This window comes from Mesorhizobium sp. P2_E7 (assembly GCF_056403855.1).
In genome coordinates, this window is the sequence record NZ_JBFUER010000001.1 from 1053599 (window position 1) to 1075724 (window position 22126).

Below are 22126 nucleotides of genomic sequence, written 5' to 3' on the forward strand. Positions count from 1 at the left end.
GCGATGTCGAAGTCCAACACCATCCTTTATCTCGACGGCGTTTCTGTCTCCTTCGATGGTTTTCGCGCCATCAACAATCTCTCGCTTGTGCTCGACAAGGGTGAGATGCGCGCCATCATCGGCCCCAACGGCGCCGGCAAGACGACGATGATGGACATCGTTACCGGCAAGACACGGCCCGACGAGGGCGAGGTGTTCTTCGACGGCCAGGTCGATCTCACCCGGCACGACGAGGCCGAAATCGCCATGATGGGCATCGGCCGCAAATTCCAGAAGCCGACCGTTTTCGAAAGCCACAGCGTCGAAGACAATCTGATGCTGGCGCTGAAGGGTCCGCGCTCCATCTTCCCGGCGCTGTTCCATCGCCGCTCAGTCGCCGAAGCGCGGCAGATCGACGACATCCTCGGTGTCATCCGGCTCGGCGACAAGCGTCACGATCTGGCGGCCAACCTCAGCCACGGCCAAAAACAATGGCTGGAGATCGGCATGCTGCTCGCGCAGGACCCGAAGCTGCTTTTGGTCGACGAGCCGGTTGCCGGCATGACCGATGCCGAGACCGAGGAAACCGCGCGCCTGCTCAAGGATATAGCGCGCGACCATTCGGTGATCGTCGTCGAGCACGACATGCATTTCGTGCGCGAGCTAGGCGTCAAGGTCACCTGCCTGCATGAGGGCTCGGTGCTGTCGGAAGGGACGCTCGATTTCGTCTCGGCCGACGAGCGGGTCGTCGAAGTCTATCTCGGGAGATGAGCATGGTGTGGCGGGTGCAGTTCCATCGCTTCGATCTGTCTTTCCTTCGCTTCTGGAAGAGGCGCTGACATGCTCGAAGTTTCCAACGCCACGCTCCACTACGGCGCCGCCCAAGCGCTGCGCGGCGTATCGTTGAAGGCGGGAGCCGGCAAGATCACTTGCGTGCTCGGCCGCAACGGCGTCGGCAAGACCAGTTTGATGAGATCGATCGTCGGCCACCACCGGCTGACGAGCGGAAGCGTTGCCTTCGAGGGGAAGGCGCTCGACCGGAGCGCGGCGTATGATCGCGCCCGGTCGGGCATCGCATTCGTGCCGCAGGGCAGGGAGATCTTTCCCCTGCTGACGGTACGCGAGAACCTGGAATCGGGCTTCGCGCCCTTGAAGCGCGCCGACCGCAATGTGCCGGCGCATGTCTTCGAATTGTTCCCGGTGCTGAAGCAGATGCTGGGCCGCCGCGGCGGCGATCTCTCCGGCGGCCAGCAGCAGCAGCTCGCGATCGGCCGGGCGCTGGTGATGCGGCCGAAACTGCTGGTGTTGGATGAGCCGACCGAAGGCATCCAACCCTCCATCATCAAGGACATCGGCCGCGCCATCCGCTATTTGCGCGACCAGGCCGGCATCGCCGTGCTTCTGGTCGAGCAATATCTCGATTTCTGCCGCGAACTCGCCGACGAGGTCAACATCATGGACCGCGGCCAGATCGTCCACACCGGCCCGGCCGAAGATCTGGACAGGGCGGATGTCAGAAAGTTTCTGACGGTGTAAGTCGGGGGAATGACACTTCCTCTCGGTGGGGAATCGCAACTTTGGTGATTAGCCGGAGCCGTCCATCCATTCGTCATCCTATGGCGAAGCAAGGAGCGAAGCGACGCGGCGCAGACCATAGGATCCATGCCGTGATACCCGCCGAAGAGTGCAGCGGCGCAGAACACAATACGATCGCCGGTGTGCCAGTTATCCCAAGTTCCTCGCCGTTAGTAACCCTTCTTTGTCACGGCATGGATCCTTGGGTCTTCGCTCCGCTTCGCGTTCGCTACGCCCAAGGATGACGAAGTGATGGGCCCCTCTGGCACCCGCAATACTGCATGCTACTCTTTGTCAGGCCTCGGTGAGTCGGCCGCTTCCGTATCAGTCTGTAGCAGATCGGGGGAATGCGCTGGCTCAGCCTGCAAGTTCCACGCAAGCAAGCCATCCTAGCTTTCCCTCGCAGTTCTGATTGTCGGTCAATGCGTCCAGATAATCTTGCCAGGAGAATAGGCTATGGAACGGTTCGTCGAGGACCACCAGAAACGACGGCTGACAGAGCGCGTCGACATCATCACGGCCATCAACATTCTGCGCTCGCAGGGCTACCAGCCGGATGAGCTGATCGGCGAAATCACCAAGGTTTTCTACGTCGATCTCGATACCTACAACGAGATCGTCCTGGCGGCCTGACCGTTCAGCCTACCCGGCGCGCCGGAAGGCGAGCACACGATTGCGGCCGCCGCGCTTGGCGCCGTAGAGCGCCTTGTCGGCGGCGCTGAGCACCTTGTCGAATTTGCTGCCGCCCTCGCTGCCGAAGGCGTAGCCGGCGCTGACCGTGCAGGCGAGCAGCCGGGTCTCGGTGTCGATGCGGCGTGAGGCAAAACTGGCCCGGATGCGCTCTGCAATGAATTCCACCTTCTCAGGCAGAATGCGATCGAGGACCAGCGCAAATTCCTCTCCGCCCATGCGTGCGGCGACGTCGCCCGGCTGGAGATTGGCGGTCAAATCCTTGGCGAACAGTTTCAGCACCTCGTCGCCGGTGGCATGGCCGAACTCGTCGTTGATGGCCTTGAAGCCATCGAGATCGAACACGATCACGGCGGTGAAGACGCCGACCGGCGTCTTGCTATGCAGGTCGAACAAAGCGCGTCGGTTGAGCAGGCCGGTCAGCGGATCGGTCAGCGCTTCGCGGCGGTGATGCTGCGCCAGGCGCCCCTGGTTGAGCGCCAGCGAAAGCGCGCCGATACCGGTCATGCAGGCGATGACGACGATGAGGCTGAGATCCTCGGCCCAATTGCTCGGCGCATGTCCAAGCACCAGCCTGCCATCCCAGACCAGCACCCCGGAGCACAACACGAAGGATATGGCAGTGGCCGTATAAAGCCCGGCAATGCCGATGATCGGGGCAGGGAATTCGGTGCGCCCCTTCCAGTACTCATAGGCCGTCGCAAACAAGAGCAGCGCGGCAAAGGCATTTTCCAGCATGAAGCCCAGCCCGTCATAGCCAAGCGCCATTGGCGGCAAGGCGATCGCCAGCGAGGCGCCGGCGCCGATGACGATGCGCGGCAGCGGCGAGCGGCCGGTGGTGAATTGGTGGGCGGCGCCCAGCATGGTCGCGAAGCCGAGCAGCAGGAAGGTGAAGCTGGCGAGGCCGAGCAGGCGTCCGGGCGTGTCGATATAGGCCTGGTAGGCGAAGACGTCGGCGACGATCAGAAGCACGCTGACCGCCCATGTCAGCAGAAATTTTTCCGAACGCGCGGTAAGCCAGATTCCGAACAAGGTCATGCAGAGGCAAGCGGCGGAAAAACCGACAGCCAAAAGAAGGGAGTTGTAGTCGAGCGACATGCCCTCGTCCTTGCCCGCGGCGACCTAGCTCTTGCAACCGGGCCGGACCGGATTCATGCAGCAAGGAGGTATCGATAAGGTTACGACGGCGGGGAAGATACCACGTTTCGCTCGATTTGGAGCAATTCTGGGTTGAAACGCATTCCCGGGAAAACCGTTTCACACTTTTCCTGGAATTGCTCTGAACCGATCAGCTCACCCGCTTCATCAGCGCCATGGCGCCGAACGGCGCGCGCACCTTGCCCTCGGTGATGAAGTAGGCGAACACGTCGCGCGGTTTCACCGGCGCGTCGAAAGCCGGGTCGGCGCGCCGCAGATCGGCCGGCTGCTTGCCTTCCGCCCAGGTTTTTACCCGCGCCGCCCATTCGTCCAGACCCTTCGGCGTGTAGCAGTCCGGATTGTCGTCCGAGCCGGTCTGCAGCCGCGCATAGATGAAATCGCCGGTGATGTCGGCAATGTCGGGGTATTTGGCATGGTCGGCGTAGACGATCGCCGCCTTGTATTTGCGCGCAAGGCTCACAAATTCCGGAACGATGAAACTGTCGTTGCGCACTTCGAGCGCGTGGCGCAGCGCCACCCCGTCCTGCTTTTCCGGCAGCAGTTTCAGGAAGGCCTCGAAATCGTCGGCATCGAACTTTTTCGTCGGCGCGAACTGCCACAGGATCGGGCCCAGCTTGTCGCCCAGTGCTGCAACGCCGGAGCTGAGGAAGCGCGTCATGGACTCGCCGGCTTCGCCGAGCACGCGGCGGTTGGTGACAAAGCGGTTGCCTTTCAGCGAATAGACGAAACCGTCCGGCGCCTCGCTTGCCCATTTGATGAAGGTCGGTTCCTTGAAGCTTGAATAGTAGGTGCCGTTCACCTCGATGCTCGACACCTGGCGGCTGGCATAGTGCAGTTGCTTGGCCTTCGACAGTTTGTCCGGATAGAAGGACGTATCCCAGGGTTCGAACGTCCAGCCGCCCATGCCTGAGCGAATTGTTCCTTGGCTGGTCATCGTCTTCCTCCCAGTTCTTAAAAATGCGGCCCGGCTATTTCGAGACCGGTTTGGCCATGTCGACCACAATCCATCCCGGTCTGTAGGACTTTTCCCTGCGACCGGTTTCGCGAAAACCATAGGCGGTGTAGAGCGCTATGTTCCGTTCCATGCGCGCATTGGTGTAGAGCCGTATCTCCGGCACGCCCCATTTCAGCGCCTGTTCGCCGGCGAAATCGAGCAGCGCGATGCCGAGTTTTTTGCCCTGGAAGGCAGGCGCGACGGCGACGCTGAAGATCATCGCATGATCGGGACGCTTTTCGAGAACGATCAGCCCGGCGAGCTCCGCCTCCCTCTCCAGCAGCCAGACCTCGCCGCGTTCGATGCGCGGCGCATAGTCCTCGTTGACCGGGATCGGTGGCGCACCGAGCAGAGCGGTGTAGTGCTCATAGGCGGCCTGCGTCAGCGAGACGACTGCGTCGAGATCACCGGCAAGCGCCTTTCGGAATGACATTCAAAGCTCTCCAGGCGCTCGACCGGTCTGTCAGCTATTCCGCCGCTTCGCGCTTTCCCCCGGGGCGCCGCTCCAGCAATTCCTTGAGGAACTGACCGGTGTAGCTGCGCTTTTCGCGCACGATGGCTTCCGGCGTACCCTGTGCGACCAGTTCGCCGCCGCCGTCGCCGCCTTCAGGGCCGAGGTCGAGCACCCAGTCGGCGGTCTTGATCACTTCGAGATTGTGCTCGATGACCACCACCGTGTTGCCCTGGTCGACCAGTTCGTGCAGCACTTCCAGAAGCTTGGCGACGTCGTGGAAATGCAGGCCGGTGGTCGGCTCGTCGAGGATGTAGAGCGTCTTGCCGGTCGCCTTGCGCGACAGTTCCTTGGCCAGCTTGATGCGCTGCGCCTCGCCGCCGGACAGCGTCGTCGCCTGCTGGCCGATATGGATGTAGCCGAGGCCGACCTGCTTCAGCGTGTCGAGCTTGTCGCGCACGCCGGGCACCGCGGCAAAGAAATCGACGCCTTCCTCGACGGTCATGTCGAGCACGTCGGCGATCGACTTGCCCTTGAACACGACATCGAGCGTCTCGCGGTTGTAGCGCTTGCCATGGCAGACATCGCAGGTGACGTAGACGTCGGGCAAAAAGTGCATCTCGATCTTGATGACGCCGTCGCCCTGACAGGCCTCGCAGCGGCCGCCCTTGACGTTGAACGAGAAGCGTCCCGGCTGATAGCCGCGCGCCTTGGCTTCCGGCAGACCGGCAAACCAGTCGCGGATCGGCGTGAAGGCGCCGGTATAGGTGGCGGGGTTCGAACGCGGGGTGCGGCCGATGGGCGACTGGTCGATGTCGATGACCTTGTCGAGGAATTCGAGGCCCTCGATGCGGTCGTGGTCGGCCGGATGCTCGCGCGAGCCCATGATGCGCCGCGACGCCGCCTTGAACAAAGTCTCGATCAGGAAGGTCGACTTGCCGCCGCCCGACACGCCGGTGACGGCGGTAAAAGTTCCGAGCGGGATTTCGGCGGTGACGTTCTTCAGATTGTTGCCGCGCGCACCGACGATCTTCAGCCGGCGGTTCTTCTTCGCCTCGCGCCTGACACCTGGCGTGGCCACTTCAAGCGCGCCCGACAGGTATTTGCCGGTGATCGAATTCGGGTTGGCCATCACCTGCTGCGGCGTGCCCTGGGCGATGATCTCGCCGCCATGGATGCCCGCGGCCGGACCCATGTCGACGACATAGTCGGCATGTAGGATGGCGTCCTCGTCATGCTCGACGACGATCACCGTATTGCCGATGTCCCGCAAATGCTTCAGCGTGTCGAGCAGGCGGGCATTGTCGCGCTGGTGCAGGCCGATCGACGGCTCGTCGAGCACATAGAGCACGCCGGTGAGGCCCGAGCCGATCTGCGACGCCAGGCGGATGCGCTGGCTCTCGCCGCCCGACAGCGTGCCGGAATTGCGCGACAGCGTCAGATAGTCGAGGCCGACGTCGTTGAGGAAGCGCAGCCGGTCGCGGATCTCCTTGAGCACCCTGACCGCAATCTCGTTCTGCTTGTCGTTGAGCTGCGCCGGCAGGTCGGTGAACCATTTGTCGGCGTTGCGGATCGACTGTTCGGTGACCTCGCCGATGTGCTTTCCGGCGATTTTCACCGCCAGTGCTTCCGGCTTCAGCCGGTAGCCCTTGCAGACCGGGCAGGGCGTTGCCGACATGAAGCGCTCGATCTCCTCGCGCATCCAGGCGGATTCGGTTTCCTTCCAGCGCCGCTCCAGATTGGGAATGACGCCTTCGAACGTCTTGGTCGTCTTGTAAGAGCGAAGGCCGTCATCATATTGGAAGGTGACCTCGCGCTCGCCGGTGCCGCGCAGGACGGCTTCCTTGGCCTCTTCGGTCAGGTCCTTGAATTTGTCGCCGAGTTTGAAGCCGTATGCCTTGCCCAGCGCTTCCAGCGTCTGCGCGTAATAGGGCGAGGTCGATTTCGCCCACGGGCTGACGGCGCCGTCGCGCAGCGAGACGTTTTCGTCCGGCACGATCAGGCTGGCGTCGATGGCGCGCTGGCTGCCGAGACCGTCGCAGGTCGGGCAGGCGCCGAACGGGTTGTTGAACGAGAACAGCCTGGGCTCGATCTCCGGAATGGTGAAGCCGGACACCGGGCAGGCAAACTTTTCGGAGAACAGGATGCGCTCATGCGTCTCGTTCTTCGACTTGTTGACCGAGTCCTCGCCGGTCTGGCTGGCGTCGAGCGGCTTGTCGGCGAATTCCGCCACGGCCAGCCCCTCGGCAAGCTTCAGTGCCGTTTCGATGGAATCGGCGAGACGCGTGGCAAGATCGCCGCGCACCACGATGCGGTCGACGACGACGTCGATGTCGTGCTTGTACTTCTTGTCCAGCGCCGGCACATCGGCGATCTCGTAGAAAACGCCGTCGACCTTGACGCGCTGAAAGCCCTTCTTCTGCAGCTCCAGGAGTTCCTTGCGGTACTCGCCCTTGCGGCCGCGCACGATCGGCGCCAGCAGGAACAGGCGGGTACCTTCCTCGACCGCCAGCACCCGGTCGACCATCTGGCTGACCGTCTGGCTTTCGATCGGTAGGCCGGTGGCCGGCGAATAGGGAATGCCGACGCGCGCGAACAGCAAGCGCATATAGTCGTAGATCTCGGTGACGGTGCCGACCGTGGAGCGCGGGTTTTTTGAGGTGGTCTTCTGCTCGATGGAGATGGCAGGCGACAGGCCGTCGATCTGGTCGACGTCAGGCTTCTGCATCATTTCGAGGAATTGCCTGGCATAGGCCGACAGGCTCTCGACATAGCGACGCTGGCCCTCGGCATAGATGGTGTCGAAGGCGAGTGATGATTTGCCGGAGCCCGACAGGCCGGTCATGACGATCAAGCTGTCACGCGGCAGGTCGAGATCGACATTCTTGAGATTGTGTTCGCGCGCCCCGCGAATGGAAAGGTATTTATGGTCGGCCATCGCCGGTCGCCGCCTCAGTCTGGATTTCATGGGATCGGCGGGTTTTCCCGGCCAATCCCCTATGTAGGTATTTTTGCAGCCACGTCGAGAGACGCCACACTTCTCGACCAAAACCGTTTAACCGTCTTTCGCGCGACGGGGCAAGCGGAAAGAACAAAGGCCGAACACGCTCCTGACAAAGCTGTGCAGAAACCTGACAAGGGTGTTTCAAAAGCTGACCCTGACGTAAGCTCCCGGCGATCACATTTTTCGGTAACCGGCTATTCAACGGTTGACGTCGCCGACTCAGGGGCGCAGTCTCTGGAAGTCAACCGAGCCGGCCGTCTTTCGATGGCCTCGCCGCCCATAGGTGGCCTGCGAGACGCCGCAGGTTTTGCGATTTGCGCTTCGGACGACAACAGTCGCAACGGACATAGGAGCGGAGCATGACGCCACCGGATAGTCCTTTGAGGCTCCACATCTCGTTGGAGCCGCGGCGGGCATAAGTGCCAGGGTAGTTTCAAGCCATAAGAGTGTATGCGTCCAAAAGAACGCATTGCTTCAATGCAAAAACCACCCGACAAACCGTGACCTGCCGAATCCCACAAAAATCAGAGACGGATAGTCGGATCGTCGGCTGAATGCCGCGAAGCATCCGAGATAAAAGTCGGTATAACACTACCGGCAAGTTGGATCTGGAATCCAAAAAAAGCCCCGACCGTTTGCGGAAGCAACGGCGGGGCTGCTCTTTTGGGGCTGGCTTTAGCGTGAGGGTATCGCCTGCCGATTTTACCGGAAGCCACCAACTTCGGCGTCGGCTGCGTTGGCCCGGAAGGTTCGAACCCTACCGGCGCGACGGCTTGATCCCACCCGTGCCGACATCGACAGTGATGGTGCCGGAAATCCTGACATCAGTGTTGCCGATCTTGAAGGTGCCGTTCTCGCCGGCAGGCAGCGCGTCGTCGGGCTCGGGCTGCGGCGCCGGCTTGGCGATGCGATAGTCGCTGGTTACGCCGGGCAGGGCGCCTGTCTGCGTCTGCGATGTGCTGTTCCCGGCAAGAGCCGCGCTGGCGGTCACGGCGGTGATCGCAATGGCTGTCATCAGTCTGTTCAGGAGGTAGGGCATCACAAGACTATAGTGTCGCGCTCACCGCGAGGCCAGACCGGCGGCATCGAAATTGACACGACCCCGCCCGCTCGTTCAGTCCGCGATCAGGCCGCGGCTTGCTTGCGGGTATCAAAGACATGGTCGACGAGGCCCCAGTCCTTGGCTTCCTTCGCGGTCATGAAGAAATCGCGGTCGAGCGTGCGTTCGACCTCTTCATAGGTGCGTCCGCAATGCTGCGCATAGAGCTCCGTCATGTGCCGCTTGGTGCGCAAAATGCCTTCGGCATGGCGCTGGATGTCGGAGGCCTGGCCCTGGAAGCCGCCCAGGGGCTGATGCAGCACGATGCTGGCGTTGGGCAGCGCAATGCGACGTCCCGGCGTTCCGGCCATTAGCAGGAACGAGGCCATCGAGGCGGCAAAGCCCATGCACACCGTCGACACCGGGCAGCTGACATATTGCATCGTGTCGTAGATGGCGAAGCCGCTGCTCACCACGCCGCCCGGCGAGTTGATGTAGAGCGAAATTTCCTTGTCGGGATGGTCTGATTCCAGCGACAGCAGCTGGGCGCAGACCAGCGCCGACATGCCATCATTGATCTCGCCATTGACGAAGATGATGCGCTCGCGCAGCAGCCGCGAGAAAATGTCGAAGGCGCGTTCGCCGCGGCTCGATTGCTCGATGACCATCGGCACCAGATTGGCAAAGCCGCTCATCTCATTGTCTCCATTTGATTTTTTCGGTTCAGGCCGCGCACATCAGTAGATATGGCGCGTTGGCGGCGATCGGCGGTTTGGGCTTGTATGCGTTGAGCGAAAGCCGACAGCCGGCGCCCGCCATCGCAACGGGCATTGCCGCCTGCACAAACCCGTCATGGACAATGCGCAGATGCGTGCCGCCTGAAACGGTGCGGGCGAGCGTGAAGGTGACGATGCTATCCAGCCTGTCGGCATCGCCGGTGTCGGACCGTTCGCGCCAGGAATAGCGCAGCAGGCGTCCAGGTTCGGCATCGAGCACTTCGCACTCGATCGGCGCGTCCGGTCCGGCAAAGGCAAAGCGGCTGCCGGTTTCCGGCTTGATGTCGTTTGGCATCATCCACGCCGCCAAAAGCTCCGGCACGGTCAGCGCCCGCCACACCTTTTCCGGTGCGTCCGGCAGATCGCATTCGAAGGCGAGGGTATCCTTGGCGGTATGCGCCCGCTTTTCATCGTTCATTGATCCATGTCCTTCAAAACGGCCTTCAGCCTCTCGATGCGCTCAGGCCAGAATGCGCGGTAGCGTTCGATCCAGCCGAGCAGCGGCTCGAGCCCTTGCGGATCGGCGCGGTAATAGGCGTTACGACCGGCCCGCCTTTCGCTGACGAGGCCGGCGCCGCGCAGCACGGCCAGATGCTGCGACACCGCCGGCTGCGACACACTCATGCCGCTGCGCAATTCCGACACGCTCATCTCGCCGCCGGCGAGCCGCTCGTAGACGGCGCGGCGCGTCGGATCGGCCAGGGCGCGGAAAATCTCTGCTTCGATCATGACAAAAGCATAAGTCGATACTTATTGATTTGGCAAGCGGTGTTTTTCATCCCATATCAGTTGCCTGCCGCATCCCCTCGATTGGTGCCATTCCTTGACAAATGAGGGTGATGCGATATAGAACGAAAAGAGAACAAAAACCTTGTGGGTAAAGGCAGCCACAGCAGGCGGACATTGGCCGCAGCCTGTAAGGTGAGCGACTTAAAATTTATTTCGGATGAGCGCGGAGAAGTGTCATGGCGGGTAGCGTCAACAAGGTCATTCTGGTCGGAAACCTCGGCGCGGACCCTGAGATCCGCCGCCTGAATTCCGGTGACCCGGTCGTAAACATCCGCATCGCCACGTCGGAAAGCTGGCGCGACAAGAATTCCGGCGAGCGTAAGGAAAAGACCGAGTGGCACAACGTCGTCATTTTCAATGATCAGATCGCCAAGGTCGCCGAGCAATATCTGAAGAAGGGCATGAAGGTTTACGTCGAAGGCCAGCTGCAGACACGCAAATGGCAGGACCAGACCGGCGCCGACAAATACACGACGGAAGTCGTGCTGCAGAAATTCCGCGGCGAGCTGCAGATGCTCGATTCACGCAGCGAGGGCGGCGGCCAGGTCGGCAACTATGCCGGTGGCGGCGGCGCGAGCCGTGGCTCGGATTTCGGCCAGTCGAGCCCCAATGAAAGCTTCAACCGCGGCGGTGGCAACGGTGGTGGCGCACGGGGCGGCGGCGGTGGCGGCTCGTCGCGTGAACTGGACGACGAAATCCCGTTCTAAGCAGTGAGCGATAGCATCTAGGGAGAGGGCGCGATGTCGCTCGGACCGCTTCTATCGGCGCCCCCTCCCATTCCATGGCACGCTTTCGCGGCCCTTGCCGCGCTGGTCATCGGCGGCGCCCAACTGGCGCTGCCGAAAGGCACGACGCGCCACCGCGTGATGGGCAATGCCTGGGCGGCGCTGATGCTGGTCATCGCCATCTCCAGTTTCTGGATCCAGCAGATCCGCCTCATCGGCCCGTTCAGCCCGATCCATATCTTGTCGATCATCGTGTTGATCACCCTGCCGCTGGCGGTCTGGCACGCACATGTGCATCGCGTCGCCAAACATCGCAGGGTCATGATTTCGCTCTATGTCTTTGCGCTGATCGGCGCCGGTGTGTTCACGCTGCTGCCGGGGCGCATCATGCATGCGGTCGTGTTCGGCCAGTGACGCGTTTCTGAAAGGAAGATTGCCGTGAAAGCACGGATCAAGTGGGTAGAAGAGCGCACTTTCGTCGGCGAGTCCGGCAGCGGCCACAAGCTGGTGCTGGGAACCGCCTCCGGTCCTGAAGGCAAGACGCCGGGTCCGAGCCCGATGGAGCTGGTGCTGATCGGCACCGGCGGTTGCTCGGCCTATGATGTCGTCCACATCCTCGAAAAAGGTCGCGAGGCGATCGAGGATTGCACCGTCGAACTCGACGCCGACCGGGCCGAGACCGACCCAAAAGTCTTTACCCGCATCCACATGCATTTCATCGTCAAGGGCCGCGCGCTGTCGCACGACAAGGTCCAGCGCGCGATCAACCTGTCGATCGAAAAATACTGCTCGGCCAGTGCCATGTTGGCCAAGGCCGCTGTCATCACCCATGATTTCGAGGTCGTCGATACGGCGGCGAAATAGGCAGTAGGCGATAGGCGGTAGCGCCTGCCTTTCAGCCCGCCATCAGCGCCTTGATGCCATCGGCCACGAACTGCACCGCGAGTGCTGCCAGGATGACGCCGAGCAGGCGGGTCAGGATCGAGCGGCCGGTCTGGCCGAGGATGCGGTCGATGCGTTCCGACAGCACGAACACCAGATAGGTGATGGCAAGGCAGACGAAGATGATGCCGACCAGCGCCGCCTGTGCGGTAAAACCCTGGAACGAGCCGGACAGAAGCACAGTCGCCGAAATCGCGCCGGGACCGGCGATCAGCGGGATCGCCAGCGGGAAGGCGGCGATGTTGTGGATCATGTCCTTGGTGATGGCGACGTCACCGATCTTCTCTTTGCGGTCCTGCCGGCGCTCGAACACCATTTCGAAGGCGATGAAGAACAACAGGAAGCCGCCGGCGACGCGGAAGGCCGGCAGCGTGATGCCGAACACCGACAGGATCGAGGCGCCAGCCACCGCAAACAGCGCCATCACCAGGAAGCCGATGATCGAGGCGCGTACCGAAACCTGCTGGCGCTCCTCGCGGTTCATGCCGCGTGTCACCGCTAGGAAGAGAGGCGCGAGACCAGGCGGGTCGATGGTCACCAGAATGGTGACGAAGGCGTTGAACAGGCTGTCGAAACTCGGCATCGCTGACCCCTCCCGCCGGGCCGGCCCCCTGCGCCACCATAGTGGTAGAGCAAAGCCCGGTCGGTGGGAACTGCCAGGATGATAGTTCTGGAAGCCGGCAGGTTAGCCGGCAGCGCTGCAGTAGGCCTCCAGGCGATAGCCATCGGGATCGATGACGAAGGCGGCGTAGTAGTTCTCGCCATAGTCGGCGCGCAGGCCCGGCGCGCCATTGTCGCTGCCGCCTCCGCGCAAGGCCCCGGCGTGAAAGGCGTCGACGCTGGCCCTTGTCGGCGCGGCAAAGCAGAAATGCAGGCCGGATTTCTTGTCCGATGGCACCGACTGCTCAGCCTGGTTCACCCAGAGCGCGGCGGTTTGCGCGCCATAGCCCAGCGAGCCCGGCGACTGGCTGAGGCAGGAATAGCCGAGCGGCTTCAGCGCGGCATCGTAGAAGGGCTTCGAAACGTTGGTGTCGCGGACACCGATCGAGACATGGTCGAGCATGTTTTTTCACCTTTTTTACAATATGTTGCGCTGTCAGCCCTGGGCGACGCGGCGCGCCAGGAACTCGACTTCGAGCCGCCATGTCGCCCCGTCGTCGTGCGAACGCTCGCCGAGCCAGCGGAAACTGTCTTTTGTGATGCGTGAAAAGCTCCAGCGGACCGAGGAACCGGTACCGTCGGCGCCGACCTGCACAATCGTGTCGCCTTCGGCACGACCGAGCTGGCGGCTGTAATATTGGTTGCGCGGGTCGCTCCAGAAGATGTGCCAGGCATCCGTGCCGGGATCATAGGCCCGCAGCGTTGTGCCATAGAAAGTCCATTTGCCGAGCGAGGGCGAGGGGCCGGCATCGCGTGCGGGCAGGATCCACACATCCTGGATCGCCTTGCCTTCCAGCACCCAGCCGAAATGCACCTCGCCGCGCCCGGTCAGTTTGCCGCCGTCCTCAAGGATGCGCGTCGCGTCGAAGGTCCAGGCGCCGACAAAACGGCCGTAGAGATCCAGCTTTTCAGCCAGGTCGGCGACGGGGCCGTCACTGTGGAGGGCTTTTGAGAATGAGGATTGATAGGTCATGCTGCTGCCTTCGTGGTGTCAGGAGGCTGCAAGCGATAGGCCAGAGCCGGGTGTTGCGCTTGGGAAAAATTGCTATCTTTCAAGCCATGACGACGAGCGAGCAAAAACTGGCTTCGGGGCCGGACTGGTATGTGTCCGACGTGCTGTGCACGGCCGGCGCCGGCGACCGTCCGTTTGAGGAAGAGCACCGCAGCGTCTGCATTGCCGCCGTCACCAGCGGCAGCTTCCGCTACCGCACCAGCCAGGGCGCCGCCATGCTGGCGCCGGGGTCCGTCCTGCTCGGCAATGTCGGCGCCTGCTATGAATGCGGGCACGAGCATGGCGCCGGCGACCGCTGTCTGTCCTTCCACTTCGCTCCGGCCCATCTCGACCGCATTGCCAGCGACGTGGCCGGCGCCAAGAAGCTGACGTTCGGGGTTCCGCATCTGCCGCCCTTGCCGGCGCTGGCGTCACTGCTGGCCGAGGCCGAAGCGGCACGCGAGACGGCGGATATCGATGCCTTCGAGGAGCTTGGCCTGCGCATTGCCGCCGCGGCTCTTGCCGTCGGCGGCGCAGCACTTGCTGTCGCCAGTGAGGCCGCGCCTGCCGCTCGCCCACCAAGCCGGCGCGACCAGAAGCGGGTCGCCGAGGCGGTGCGGCAGATCGAGCTCAATGCCGACCGGCCGGTCTCGCTTTCCGAGCTTGCCGGCTCGACGGCGACCAGCCCCTATCACTTCCTGCGCACCTTCCGGCAAGTCGCCGGCATGACGCCCTATCAGTTCCTGCTCAGGACCCGGCTGCACCGCGCGGCGGTGCGGCTGCGCATGTCGGATGAGCCCATCTCGGCAATTGCCTTCGAGGCCGGCTTTAACGACCTGTCGACCTTCAATCGCCGTTTCCGGCGCGTCATGGGCGAGACGCCGGGCGACTATCGCGCCCGCCGGTCAGGCGGCGCTTTGCCGTCACCGTCAGCGTTCGCAGCCTTCTGACCTCAGTCGAAGGTCGGCCCGCACCAGCCCGGCAGATAGTCCGCGTCCTTGCCCTTGGCGAGCGCCAGCGCATCCTTCATTGCCTTGTCGAAGTTTTTTGCCACGGCGTTCCGGTCGATGCGCCGGCGCAAAAAGTCGGCCCACAAAAATTCGCTGAACGGCGTCGTGTCCTTGGCGAAGCCGCCTTGCCGGCGCAATTCGCCGGCCACGCTGCGGTAAGGATCGTCGACCAGTTCGCCGATTGTCTTGGGAATTGCCGAGTAGTCGCGGCGCCGGCCGTTCTCGTCGAACGGGTGCATCCAGCCGCGATTGTCGAGCACGAAAAGAAACGCGTCCTTGTCGAGGGCGGACAGGTCGCTGATCACGGTCACAAGCACGTCCTTGACGCCTTCCTTGAGCAGGGCGCGGGCGAGGTGATGGTGATCGGTGACGTAGTTACGATTTTTGGGACCCAAAACCACCGGCACCATGTGTTTGCCGAGAAAAGCGCCGGTCTTCTTCTTGGCGTCCTGTGCCCTGATCATCTGGCGCTTCAGCGCAACTTCCCTCATGCCTACTGTTATCTGCGTTGGCCTCAGTTCCTCGACAGGGACCGGCGTGACAATGGGTTCTCGGGGGTCAATCATGGCACTCCATCCTGCTGTTGCTGCTGCTGTTTGCCCGGATCAAGTGATTTGATGGCGGCGTCGACGCTGTGAAAAATCCTGTGCGGGCCGACGAGGTCGGCAATGCCGAACCGCGCCAGCGCTGCCTGGGCGCGCAGCGATTCCAGCCGTGCAATGGCAAAGATCGCACCCGCCTTGCGGCAGTGGGCGATGGTGTCGATCAATGCCTGTGCCGCAGTGTAGTCGATCTCGGCGATGTTGCTGGCCTCCAGCACCACCAGCTTGATGTTTTCGGCCCTCGCATCGATCAGATCGCAGACACCGCGCTTGAAGCGGTCGGCATTGACGAAGGAGAGCGGCGCCTGGAATGCCGCGACCAGCACGCCGGGCAGCTGCTCGCCCGCCGTCGGCGTGCCGGGCGGCCACCACACCGAAGTGCCCGGAACCTTCTCCAACTCGATCGCCTGCGTGCGTGTCGCGCTCCACAGCCCATGCAGCAGCGAGAGGCCGATGCCGACCGCCACCCCGGTTTCGATCGGCAGCACGACGATCGCCGTCATGGTGACCAGGATCAGCAGGAATTCGACCGGCGCCTGCCTGTAGACACTGGCAAACACCTTCCAGCGCAAAATGTGCTGGGCAACGAACAACAGTACACCAGCAAGGGCTGCCTGCGGGACATCGGCAAGCAGGCCGCCGCCGAAAGCGCCAAGCGCCAAGACGATCGCCGCGGCGATCAGACCTGAAAACTGCGAACGGCCGCCCGATTGGGCGGCGATTGCAGTGCGCGGCGGGCTGGCATTGACCGCGAAGGCGCCGAACAGCCCGGACAGGATGCTGCCGGCGCCGACGCCGACAAAGTCGCGGTCGATGTCGGGCGCCTCGCCGGCAAAGGAGCGGCTGGTGGCCGCCGTCTGCACCATGACGACGATAGCAATCAACAGGGCCAGCGGCAGCAGCGCCTGCGCATCGCTCAGGCTCACTGTCGGCAGGCCAGCCTGCGGCAGGCCGTTGGTTAGGGCGCCGAGCACCTCGACGCCGCGCGCCTTCAGGTCGAACACGGCAACCGCAAGCGTGGCGAGCACCATGCCGATCAGGGCGCCGGGGATGCGGGCGCTGATGCGTTCGGCACCGAACACGATGGCAAAGACGCCAAGGCCGAGCGTCAGGCTCCACGGGTTGGTCAGATGCAGGCTGGCGGCGATTTCACCGACCCGGCGCAGGGTTTCGCCGCTTTCGGGCGGCAGGCCGAGCAATCCGGGCAGTTGCGAGACGATGATATGGACCGAAATGCCGGCCAGAAATCCCGTCGTCACCGGCACCGAGAGCAGGTCGGCGATCCAGCCGAGCCGGAAGATGCCGCTCAAACCCACCAGCAGCCCGACCATCAGCGCCAGCATCGCCGCCAGCGCCAGATAATGCGCCGAGCCGGCAACGGCGATGAGGGCGAGGCCGCCGGCAAACAGCGGCGTGATGGTCGAATCCGCCCCGGACGACAGATGGCGATTGGCGCCGAACAGGGCAAAGGCCAGCGATCCCGCGACAAAGGCGAAGAAGCCGATCTCGGGCGCAAAGCCGCCAAGCCGCGCCGTCGCCATCTGTTCGGGAATGGCGATTGCCGCCAGCGTCAGCCCGGCGGCCAGATCGCCATTGAGATCCCCGGGCCGCCAACCGCTCGGCGCTCGCAAAGGCAGCCACCGGGTCCAGTTCATCGTGCTTGAGGCTCCCGGCTGGGGAAAAACGGTCCATCGCAGGCTTTTGCTCTGGCGGCGGCGAAATATGCTTTTGCCAAATCGTCGCAATCAGCGGTATCCATTTGAAATTACCACTGAAATTGTCTTTGGAAAAGTGCCGGGAACATTGGAGTTTCGAGCGGGCTTCCTATATAAGCGGTCAGTGATTCCTGATTAGATTGTGATCCAATTTGACCGACCAAAAGACACCGCGCGGCGCCGACGGCGGCCCCACCGGCATCGAGCCGATCTCCATCATCGAGGAGATGCAGAGCTCCTACCTTTCCTACGCCATGAGCGTGATCGTCAGCCGTGCGCTGCCGGATGTGCGCGACGGCCTGAAGCCGGTGCATCGTCGCATTCTCTATGCCGCGCATGAGAGCGGCTACCACTGGAACCGCAAATATGTGAAGTCGGCCCGCCCGGTCGCCGACGTGATGGGTAAATACCATCCGCATGGCGACGCCTCGATCTATGACGCCTTGGTGCGCATGGCGCAGGACTGGTCGCTGCGCGTGCCGCTGATCGACGGGCAGGGCAATTTCGGCTCCATCGACGGCGATCCGCCGGCGGCGATGCGCTACACCGAGTCCAGGCTGACCAAGGTCGCGCATGAACTCTTGGAGGACATCGACAAGGAAACCGTCGATTTCCAGGAGACATATGACGCCTCCGACACCGAGCCGAAGGTGCTGCCGGCTCGCTTCCCCAATCTTCTGGTCAACGGTTCCGGTGGCATTGCGGTCGGCATGGCCACCAACATTCCGCCGCACAATCTGGCCGAAGTCTGCAACGGCGCCATCGCCATCATCGACAATCCGGCGATCGACCTGCCGGCGCTGATGGAGATCATTCCGGGTCCCGATTTCCCGACCGGCGGCATCGTGCTCGGCCGTTCCGGCATCTACAGCGCCTATGCGACCGGCCGCGGCTCCATCGTCATGCGCGGCAAGGTCAATGTCGAGCAGCGCGGCAACGACCGTGAATCGATCATCATCACCGAAGTCCCGTACCAGGTGAACAAGGCCTCGATGATCGAGAAAATGGCCGAACTGGTGCGCGACAAGCGCATCGAAGGCATTTCCGACATCCGCGACGAAAGCGACCGCCAGGGCTACCGCGTCGTCATCGAGCTGAAGCGCGACGCTGTCGCCGACGTCATCTTGAACCAGCTTTACCGCTTCACGCCGCTGCAGACCTCCTTCGGCGCCAATATGGTGGCGCTGAATGGCGGCAAGCCGGAAGTGATGACGCTGACCGACATGCTGAAGGCATTTGTCGGCTTCCGCGAAGAGGTGATTAGCCGGCGCACGAAGTTCCTGCTGCGCAAGGCGCGCGACCGCGCCCACGTCCTGGTCGGTCTCGCCATTGCCGTCGCCAACATCGACGAAGTGATCAAGCTGATCCGCACCGCGCCCGATCCGCAGACGGCGCGCGAGCAGTTGATGGAGCGCCGCTGGCCCTCCGGCGATGTCGAGTCGCTGATCCTTCTGATCGACGATCCGCGCCATCGCATCAACGAGGACGGCACCTACAATCTGTCCGAGGAACAGGCGCGCGCCATTCTCGAACTGCGCCTGCAGCGCCTGACCGCGCTCGGCCGCGACGAAATCGCCGACGAGTTGAACACGATCGGCGCCGAAATCGTTGATTATCTTGACATTTTGTCGTCCCGCGCGCGCATCCAGCAGATCGTCAAGGACGAGCTCGCCGCCGTACGCGACGAGTTCGGTACGCCGCGCCGCACCGAGCTCACCGACGGTGGCGCCGACATGGAAGACGAGGACCTGATCCAGCGCGAGGACATGGTCGTCACCGTCAGCCATTCCGGCTACATCAAGCGCGTGCCGCTGTCGCTCTATCGGGCGCAGCGCCGCGGCGGCAAGGGCCGCTCCGGCATGTCGACCAAGGAAGAGGATTTCGTCACCCGGCTGTTCGTGGCCAACACGCATACGCCGGTGCTGTTCTTCTCCTCGCGCGGCATCGTCTACAAGGAAAAGGTCTGGCGGCTGCCGATCGGCAATCCGCAATCGCGCGGCAAGGCGCTGATCAACATGCTGCCGCTTGAGCAGGGCGAGCGCATCACGACCATCATGCCGCTGCCCGAGGATGAGACCAGCTGGGGCGAACTCGACGTGATGTTCGCCACCACGCGCGGCACCGTGCGCCGCAACAAGCTGTCCGACTTCGTCCAGGTCAACCGCAACGGCAAGATCGCCATGAAGCTGGAGGAGGAAGGCGACGAGATTCTCGGCGTCGAGACCTGCACCGACAATGACGATGTGCTTCTCACGGCCAATTCGGGCCAGTGCATCCGCTTCTCCGTCGGCGACGTGCGCGTCTTCCAGAGCCGCAATTCGGTCGGCGTGCGCGGCATAAGCATGGCCGAGACCGACCGCATCATCTCCATGTCGGTGATCGAGCATGTCGATGCTTCACCGGCGGAGCGCGCCGCTTACCTCAAGCGGGCCGCGGCGGAGCGGCGGCTGGAGACGGCCGGCGAAGAAGAAGAGATCGCACTGACCAATGAGGAGATCGGCGAGGAGGCGGAGCTTTCCGACGACCGCTACGAGTTCCTCAAGGCGCATGAGCAGTATGTGCTGACGGTGACCGAGTATGGCTACGGCAAGCGCTCGTCGTCCTACGACTTCCGCCTGACCGGGCGCGGCGGCAAGGGCATTCGCGCCACTGACGTGTCGAAAACGGCCGAGATCGGCCAGCTGGTGGCGACCTTCCCGGTCGGCAATGACGACCAGATCATGCTGGTTTCGGACGGCGGCACGGTCATCCGGGTGCCGGTCAACGGTATCCGTTTCGCCAGCCGCGCCACCAAGGGCGTCACCATCTTCAACACTGCCGAAGGCGAGAAGGTGGTCTCGGTCGAGCGGATCTCGGAACCGCAATCGGACGAGGATGTCGAAGAAAGCGGCGAGGGAACGGCCGAGGCCGGTCCGGACGCCGGGGATGCGGCACCCGGTAGTGCCGAATAAAGGGCCGGATAGGCTCAGACACAGCAACGCCGGCCCGGTGGGCCGGCGCGATCAAGACTTAGCCGGTAAGATTAGTGGTGACGGTGGGGCCAGCGAGCGCCGAAGCCTTCGAAGCGCTTTGTCCTGACACGGACACGCTCTGCTTCCTGATGCAGCCCGAATGCGGTGGCAATCAGCATGGCGACGGTCATTGCGGTGGCGAGCATGTAGATCAGCATTTGCGTGTTCTCCTGCGCCTTACAACGGTTAGATGGGGTTTTGGTTTCATCTTCTGAAGTGCAAACTAGTGAACGGTGCGTGAAGTCTTCGTGATCAAGGCATTCATCTGTCGTTCATGTCTGCGAAAAGGTTCACGCAGATGTTCCCAATCGCATTTGCCTTCCGTTCAATGCCCCGCTAGAAGCCTGCCATGACCGAACGCACCGCCCTTTATGCCGGCTCCTTCGACCCGCTGACCAACGGACACCTCGATGTCTTGAAGGCATCATTGGCTGTCGCAGACACGGTTTATGCGGCGATCGGCACCCATCCCGGCAAGACGCCGCTGTTTTCCTTCGAAGAACGGGTGAAGCTGATCGAGGCCGCGACCAAGGCCGAATTCGGCCGCGACGGCGGCCGTATTAAGGTTGTCGCTTTCGACGGGCTGGTCATCGACGCGGCCCGCAAGCATGGCGCCTCGATCATGATCCGCGGCCTGCGCGACGGCACCGACCTCGACTACGAGATGCAGATGGCCGGTATGAACGAGACAATGGCGCCTGAATTGCAGACGGTTTTTCTGCCCGCCAGCCCGTCAGTCAGAACCATTACCGCCACACTTGTGCGCCAGATAGCTTCGATGGGCGGCGACATTCGCCCCTTCGTGCCGGCCGCCGTTGCCGGCGCGCTCACCGCCAAATTCGCGAAATAAGTTCCGGAGAAAGACTCAAATGCAGCTGAAGAAGCTCGCCTCGTTCCTCGTCGTGCTTGCCGGTCTCGTGACCGCATCCGTTTCGGCCTTCGCCGCCGATGCGGAAAACACCATGATCGTCACCTTGAAGGATGGCGACGTCACCATCGCGCTGCGGCCCGACCTGGCGCCCAAGCATGTCGCGCAGATCAAGAAGCTGGTGCGCGAAGGCGCTTACGACAATGTCGCCTTCCACCGCGTCATCGACGGCTTCATGGCGCAGACGGGCGACGTCAAGTTCGGCAACATGAAGAAGGGGTTTAGCCCCGAGGCCGTCGGCACCGGCGGTTCCGACCTGCCTGACCTGCCTGCCGAATTCTCGCAGAGCGAACATTACAAGCGCGGCACGCTCGGCATGGCCCGCTCGCAGGATCCGAACTCCGCCAATTCGCAGTTCTTCATCATGTTCGCGCCGGCGCCGAACCTCGACGGCCAGTACACCATCGTCGGCAATGTCGTCAGCGGCATGGAATTGGTCGATCACATCAAGAAGGGCGACGAGGCAGACAATGGCACCGTCAGCAACCCCGACCGCATGATCAAAGTGCGCATCGCCGCCGACAAGTAGTCTATCCAACCAATCTGTTTTTCTGAGATAAAGGATATCCGACATGGCTGAGATCAAGGATCGCGAAAACGCGCTCATCATGGAAACGACCAAGGGCAAGGTCGTCATCGAATTGTTTCCCGACCTGGCCCCCGGCCATGTCGCCCGCATCAAGGAACTGGCCCGTGAAGGCGCCTATGACGGCGTGGTCTTCCACCGCGTCATCGAAGGTTTCATGGCGCAGACCGGCGACGTGAAGTTCGGCAACTCGTCGAAGCCGACTTTTGCCCCCTCTCGCGCCGGCATGGGCGGCTCGGAAAAGCCCGACCTGAAGGCCGAGTTTTCCAACGCCAACCACGGCCGCGGCACGTGCTCGATGGCGCGTTCGCAGAACCCGAACTCGGCCAATTCGCAGTTCTTCATCTGCTTCGACGATGCCGCCTTCCTCAATCGCCAGTATACGGTCTGGGGCCAGGTCATCGAAGGCATGGACAATGTCGACAAGATCAAGCGCGGCGAGCCGGTGGTCGATCCCGACAAGATCGTGTCGCTGAAGGTCGCGGCCGACGTCAAGTAAGG

25 protein-coding genes are annotated in these 22126 nt (G+C 62.6%); 11 read left to right on the forward strand and 14 right to left on the reverse strand.

Annotation, left to right across the window (positions count from 1 at the left end):
* Positions 1-3: 3 nt before the first annotated feature.
* From urtD to AC1DYC_RS05305, 3 genes are all read left to right on the forward strand, one after another.
* Positions 4-750, forward strand: a complete 747-nt coding sequence (gene urtD, locus AC1DYC_RS05295) for an urea ABC transporter ATP-binding protein UrtD (RefSeq protein ID WP_477304111.1) — start codon at positions 4-6, stop codon at positions 748-750.
* A gap of 69 nt (positions 751-819) precedes the next feature.
* Positions 820-1515, forward strand: a complete 696-nt coding sequence (gene urtE, locus AC1DYC_RS05300; RefSeq protein ID WP_013895283.1) for an urea ABC transporter ATP-binding subunit UrtE — start codon at positions 820-822, stop codon at positions 1513-1515.
* Positions 1516-2010: 495 nt separating this feature from the next.
* Positions 2011-2187 carry a hypothetical protein gene (locus AC1DYC_RS05305; protein WP_477266637.1) on the forward strand — a complete coding sequence of 59 codons (177 nt, stop codon included), beginning with the start codon at positions 2011-2013 and terminating at the stop codon, positions 2185-2187.
* A gap of 9 nt (positions 2188-2196) precedes the next feature.
* Here AC1DYC_RS05305 and AC1DYC_RS05310 read toward each other — a convergent pair whose 3' ends face one another.
* The 8 genes from AC1DYC_RS05310 to AC1DYC_RS05345 all read right to left on the reverse strand — a co-directional run bounded on the left by AC1DYC_RS05310 (position 2197) and on the right by AC1DYC_RS05345 (position 10395).
* Positions 2197-3342 carry a GGDEF domain-containing protein gene (locus AC1DYC_RS05310; protein ID WP_477404534.1) on the reverse strand — a complete coding sequence of 382 codons (1146 nt, stop codon included), beginning with the start codon at positions 3340-3342 and terminating at the stop codon, positions 2197-2199.
* Positions 3343-3532: 190 nt separating this feature from the next.
* Positions 3533-4336, reverse strand: a complete 804-nt coding sequence (locus AC1DYC_RS05315) for a DUF72 domain-containing protein (protein WP_477404536.1) — start codon at positions 4334-4336, stop codon at positions 3533-3535.
* Positions 4337-4370: 34 nt separating this feature from the next.
* Positions 4371-4829 (reverse strand): GNAT family N-acetyltransferase, encoded by a 459-nt coding sequence (locus tag AC1DYC_RS05320; protein ID WP_477404538.1) that lies wholly within the window; start codon positions 4827-4829, stop codon positions 4371-4373.
* Positions 4830-4863: 34 nt separating this feature from the next.
* Complete coding sequence (gene uvrA, locus AC1DYC_RS05325) at positions 4864-7785, reverse strand: excinuclease ABC subunit UvrA (RefSeq protein ID WP_477404540.1); 2922 nt, start codon at positions 7783-7785, stop codon at positions 4864-4866.
* An 823-nt stretch (positions 7786-8608) separates the two neighbouring features.
* Positions 8609-8866 carry a hypothetical protein gene (locus AC1DYC_RS05330; RefSeq protein ID WP_477404542.1) on the reverse strand — a complete coding sequence of 86 codons (258 nt, stop codon included), beginning with the start codon at positions 8864-8866 and terminating at the stop codon, positions 8609-8611.
* Positions 8867-8976: 110 nt separating this feature from the next.
* Positions 8977-9585 carry an ATP-dependent Clp protease proteolytic subunit gene (locus tag AC1DYC_RS05335; RefSeq protein ID WP_477304124.1) on the reverse strand — a complete coding sequence of 203 codons (609 nt, stop codon included), beginning with the start codon at positions 9583-9585 and terminating at the stop codon, positions 8977-8979.
* A gap of 28 nt (positions 9586-9613) precedes the next feature.
* Positions 9614-10084 carry an SRPBCC family protein gene (locus AC1DYC_RS05340; RefSeq protein ID WP_477404544.1) on the reverse strand — a complete coding sequence of 157 codons (471 nt, stop codon included), beginning with the start codon at positions 10082-10084 and terminating at the stop codon, positions 9614-9616.
* Entirely contained in the window at positions 10081-10395 is a 315-nt protein-coding gene (locus AC1DYC_RS05345; protein WP_477404546.1) for an ArsR/SmtB family transcription factor, read from the reverse strand. Before AC1DYC_RS05345 ends, AC1DYC_RS05340 begins: the two co-directional genes overlap by 4 nt.
* 236 nt (positions 10396-10631) lie before the next feature.
* On the opposite strand from AC1DYC_RS05345, the gene ssb reads away from it, so the two are divergent.
* From ssb to AC1DYC_RS05360, 3 genes are read left to right on the forward strand one after another with little or no spacing between them, the layout of a single operon-like run.
* Entirely contained in the window at positions 10632-11162 is a 531-nt protein-coding gene (gene ssb, locus AC1DYC_RS05350) for a single-stranded DNA-binding protein (RefSeq protein WP_477304130.1), read from the forward strand.
* A gap of 33 nt (positions 11163-11195) precedes the next feature.
* Positions 11196-11594 (forward strand): DUF2306 domain-containing protein, encoded by a 399-nt coding sequence (locus tag AC1DYC_RS05355; RefSeq protein ID WP_477404548.1) that lies wholly within the window; start codon positions 11196-11198, stop codon positions 11592-11594.
* 24 nt (positions 11595-11618) lie between these two features.
* On the forward strand, positions 11619-12044 hold the full coding sequence (locus AC1DYC_RS05360) for an OsmC family protein (RefSeq protein ID WP_477404550.1): 426 nt from the start codon (positions 11619-11621) through the stop codon (positions 12042-12044).
* A 31-nt stretch (positions 12045-12075) separates the two neighbouring features.
* On the opposite strand, the gene AC1DYC_RS05365 is transcribed toward AC1DYC_RS05360, so the two are convergent.
* The 3 genes from AC1DYC_RS05365 to AC1DYC_RS05375 form a co-directional block, all read right to left on the reverse strand.
* Positions 12076-12705 carry a MarC family protein gene (locus AC1DYC_RS05365; protein ID WP_023822237.1) on the reverse strand — a complete coding sequence of 210 codons (630 nt, stop codon included), beginning with the start codon at positions 12703-12705 and terminating at the stop codon, positions 12076-12078.
* 102 nt (positions 12706-12807) lie between these two features.
* On the reverse strand, positions 12808-13185 hold the full coding sequence (locus AC1DYC_RS05370; protein WP_477404552.1) for a VOC family protein: 378 nt from the start codon (positions 13183-13185) through the stop codon (positions 12808-12810).
* A 33-nt stretch (positions 13186-13218) separates the two neighbouring features.
* Positions 13219-13755, reverse strand: a complete 537-nt coding sequence (locus AC1DYC_RS05375) for a hypothetical protein (protein WP_477404554.1) — start codon at positions 13753-13755, stop codon at positions 13219-13221.
* Between the two features lie 86 nt (positions 13756-13841).
* Here AC1DYC_RS05375 and AC1DYC_RS05380 point away from each other — a divergent pair, with 86 nt between their 5' ends.
* Positions 13842-14723 carry a helix-turn-helix transcriptional regulator gene (locus AC1DYC_RS05380; RefSeq protein WP_477404556.1) on the forward strand — a complete coding sequence of 294 codons (882 nt, stop codon included), beginning with the start codon at positions 13842-13844 and terminating at the stop codon, positions 14721-14723.
* A 2-nt stretch (positions 14724-14725) separates the two neighbouring features.
* On the opposite strand, the gene AC1DYC_RS05385 is transcribed toward AC1DYC_RS05380, so the two are convergent.
* Positions 14726-15349 (reverse strand): ParB-like protein, encoded by a 624-nt coding sequence (locus AC1DYC_RS05385; protein WP_477404558.1) that lies wholly within the window; start codon positions 15347-15349, stop codon positions 14726-14728.
* Positions 15346-17040, reverse strand: a complete 1695-nt coding sequence (locus tag AC1DYC_RS05390; protein WP_477404560.1) for a SulP family inorganic anion transporter — start codon at positions 17038-17040, stop codon at positions 15346-15348. The genes AC1DYC_RS05385 and AC1DYC_RS05390 overlap by 4 nt, the downstream gene beginning before the upstream one ends.
* A 212-nt stretch (positions 17041-17252) precedes the next feature.
* On the opposite strand from AC1DYC_RS05390, the gene gyrA reads away from it, so the two are divergent.
* Positions 17253-20051 carry a DNA gyrase subunit A gene (gene gyrA, locus AC1DYC_RS05395; protein ID WP_477404562.1) on the forward strand — a complete coding sequence of 933 codons (2799 nt, stop codon included), beginning with the start codon at positions 17253-17255 and terminating at the stop codon, positions 20049-20051.
* 71 nt (positions 20052-20122) lie between these two features.
* Here the strand turns inward: gyrA and AC1DYC_RS05400 are convergent, their stop codons facing one another.
* The gene (locus tag AC1DYC_RS05400; protein ID WP_192253752.1) at positions 20123-20269 is read right to left on the reverse strand and encodes a hypothetical protein; all 147 of its coding nucleotides are present in this window, start codon (positions 20267-20269) and stop codon (positions 20123-20125) included.
* A 191-nt stretch (positions 20270-20460) separates the two neighbouring features.
* On the opposite strand from AC1DYC_RS05400, the gene coaD reads away from it, so the two are divergent.
* From coaD to AC1DYC_RS05415, 3 genes are all read left to right on the forward strand, one after another.
* Complete coding sequence (coaD, locus tag AC1DYC_RS05405; protein WP_352586863.1) at positions 20461-20961, forward strand: pantetheine-phosphate adenylyltransferase; 501 nt, start codon at positions 20461-20463, stop codon at positions 20959-20961.
* 112 nt (positions 20962-21073) lie between these two features.
* Complete coding sequence (locus AC1DYC_RS05410) at positions 21074-21568, forward strand: peptidylprolyl isomerase (protein ID WP_477304352.1); 495 nt, start codon at positions 21074-21076, stop codon at positions 21566-21568.
* 43 nt (positions 21569-21611) lie between these two features.
* On the forward strand, positions 21612-22124 hold the full coding sequence (locus AC1DYC_RS05415) for a peptidylprolyl isomerase (protein WP_477232662.1): 513 nt from the start codon (positions 21612-21614) through the stop codon (positions 22122-22124).
* Positions 22125-22126: the final 2 nt, after the last annotated feature.

Coding starts and splice junctions, on each gene's coding strand:
- AC1DYC_RS05305 (WP_477266637.1), top strand. CDS start 2,011: ATGGAACGGTTCGTCGAGGACCACCAGAAACGACGGCTGACAGAGCGC.
- AC1DYC_RS05355 (WP_477404548.1), top strand. CDS start 11,196: ATGTCGCTCGGACCGCTTCTATCGGCGCCCCCTCCCATTCCATGGCAC.
- AC1DYC_RS05380 (WP_477404556.1), top strand. CDS start 13,842: ATGACGACGAGCGAGCAAAAACTGGCTTCGGGGCCGGACTGGTATGTG.
- AC1DYC_RS05375 (WP_477404554.1), bottom strand. CDS start 13,755: ATGACCTATCAATCCTCATTCTCAAAAGCCCTCCACAGTGACGGCCCC.
- AC1DYC_RS05345 (WP_477404546.1), bottom strand. CDS start 10,395: ATGATCGAAGCAGAGATTTTCCGCGCCCTGGCCGATCCGACGCGCCGC.
- AC1DYC_RS05320 (WP_477404538.1), bottom strand. CDS start 4,829: ATGTCATTCCGAAAGGCGCTTGCCGGTGATCTCGACGCAGTCGTCTCG.
- AC1DYC_RS05335 (WP_477304124.1), bottom strand. CDS start 9,585: ATGAGCGGCTTTGCCAATCTGGTGCCGATGGTCATCGAGCAATCGAGC.
- AC1DYC_RS05415 (WP_477232662.1), top strand. CDS start 21,612: ATGGCTGAGATCAAGGATCGCGAAAACGCGCTCATCATGGAAACGACC.
- AC1DYC_RS05315 (WP_477404536.1), bottom strand. CDS start 4,336: ATGACCAGCCAAGGAACAATTCGCTCAGGCATGGGCGGCTGGACGTTC.
- AC1DYC_RS05400 (WP_192253752.1), bottom strand. CDS start 20,269: ATGCTGATCTACATGCTCGCCACCGCAATGACCGTCGCCATGCTGATT.
- AC1DYC_RS05330 (WP_477404542.1), bottom strand. CDS start 8,866: ATGACAGCCATTGCGATCACCGCCGTGACCGCCAGCGCGGCTCTTGCC.
- AC1DYC_RS05340 (WP_477404544.1), bottom strand. CDS start 10,084: ATGAACGATGAAAAGCGGGCGCATACCGCCAAGGATACCCTCGCCTTC.
- AC1DYC_RS05310 (WP_477404534.1), bottom strand. CDS start 3,342: ATGTCGCTCGACTACAACTCCCTTCTTTTGGCTGTCGGTTTTTCCGCC.
- coaD (WP_352586863.1), top strand. CDS start 20,461: ATGACCGAACGCACCGCCCTTTATGCCGGCTCCTTCGACCCGCTGACC.
- urtD (WP_477304111.1), top strand. CDS start 4: ATGTCGAAGTCCAACACCATCCTTTATCTCGACGGCGTTTCTGTCTCC.
- AC1DYC_RS05385 (WP_477404558.1), bottom strand. CDS start 15,349: ATGATTGACCCCCGAGAACCCATTGTCACGCCGGTCCCTGTCGAGGAA.
- urtE (WP_013895283.1), top strand. CDS start 820: ATGCTCGAAGTTTCCAACGCCACGCTCCACTACGGCGCCGCCCAAGCG.
- uvrA (WP_477404540.1), bottom strand. CDS start 7,785: ATGGCCGACCATAAATACCTTTCCATTCGCGGGGCGCGCGAACACAAT.
- AC1DYC_RS05390 (WP_477404560.1), bottom strand. CDS start 17,040: ATGAACTGGACCCGGTGGCTGCCTTTGCGAGCGCCGAGCGGTTGGCGG.
- AC1DYC_RS05410 (WP_477304352.1), top strand. CDS start 21,074: ATGATCGTCACCTTGAAGGATGGCGACGTCACCATCGCGCTGCGGCCC.
- ssb (WP_477304130.1), top strand. CDS start 10,632: ATGGCGGGTAGCGTCAACAAGGTCATTCTGGTCGGAAACCTCGGCGCG.
- AC1DYC_RS05365 (WP_023822237.1), bottom strand. CDS start 12,705: ATGCCGAGTTTCGACAGCCTGTTCAACGCCTTCGTCACCATTCTGGTG.
- AC1DYC_RS05370 (WP_477404552.1), bottom strand. CDS start 13,185: ATGCTCGACCATGTCTCGATCGGTGTCCGCGACACCAACGTTTCGAAG.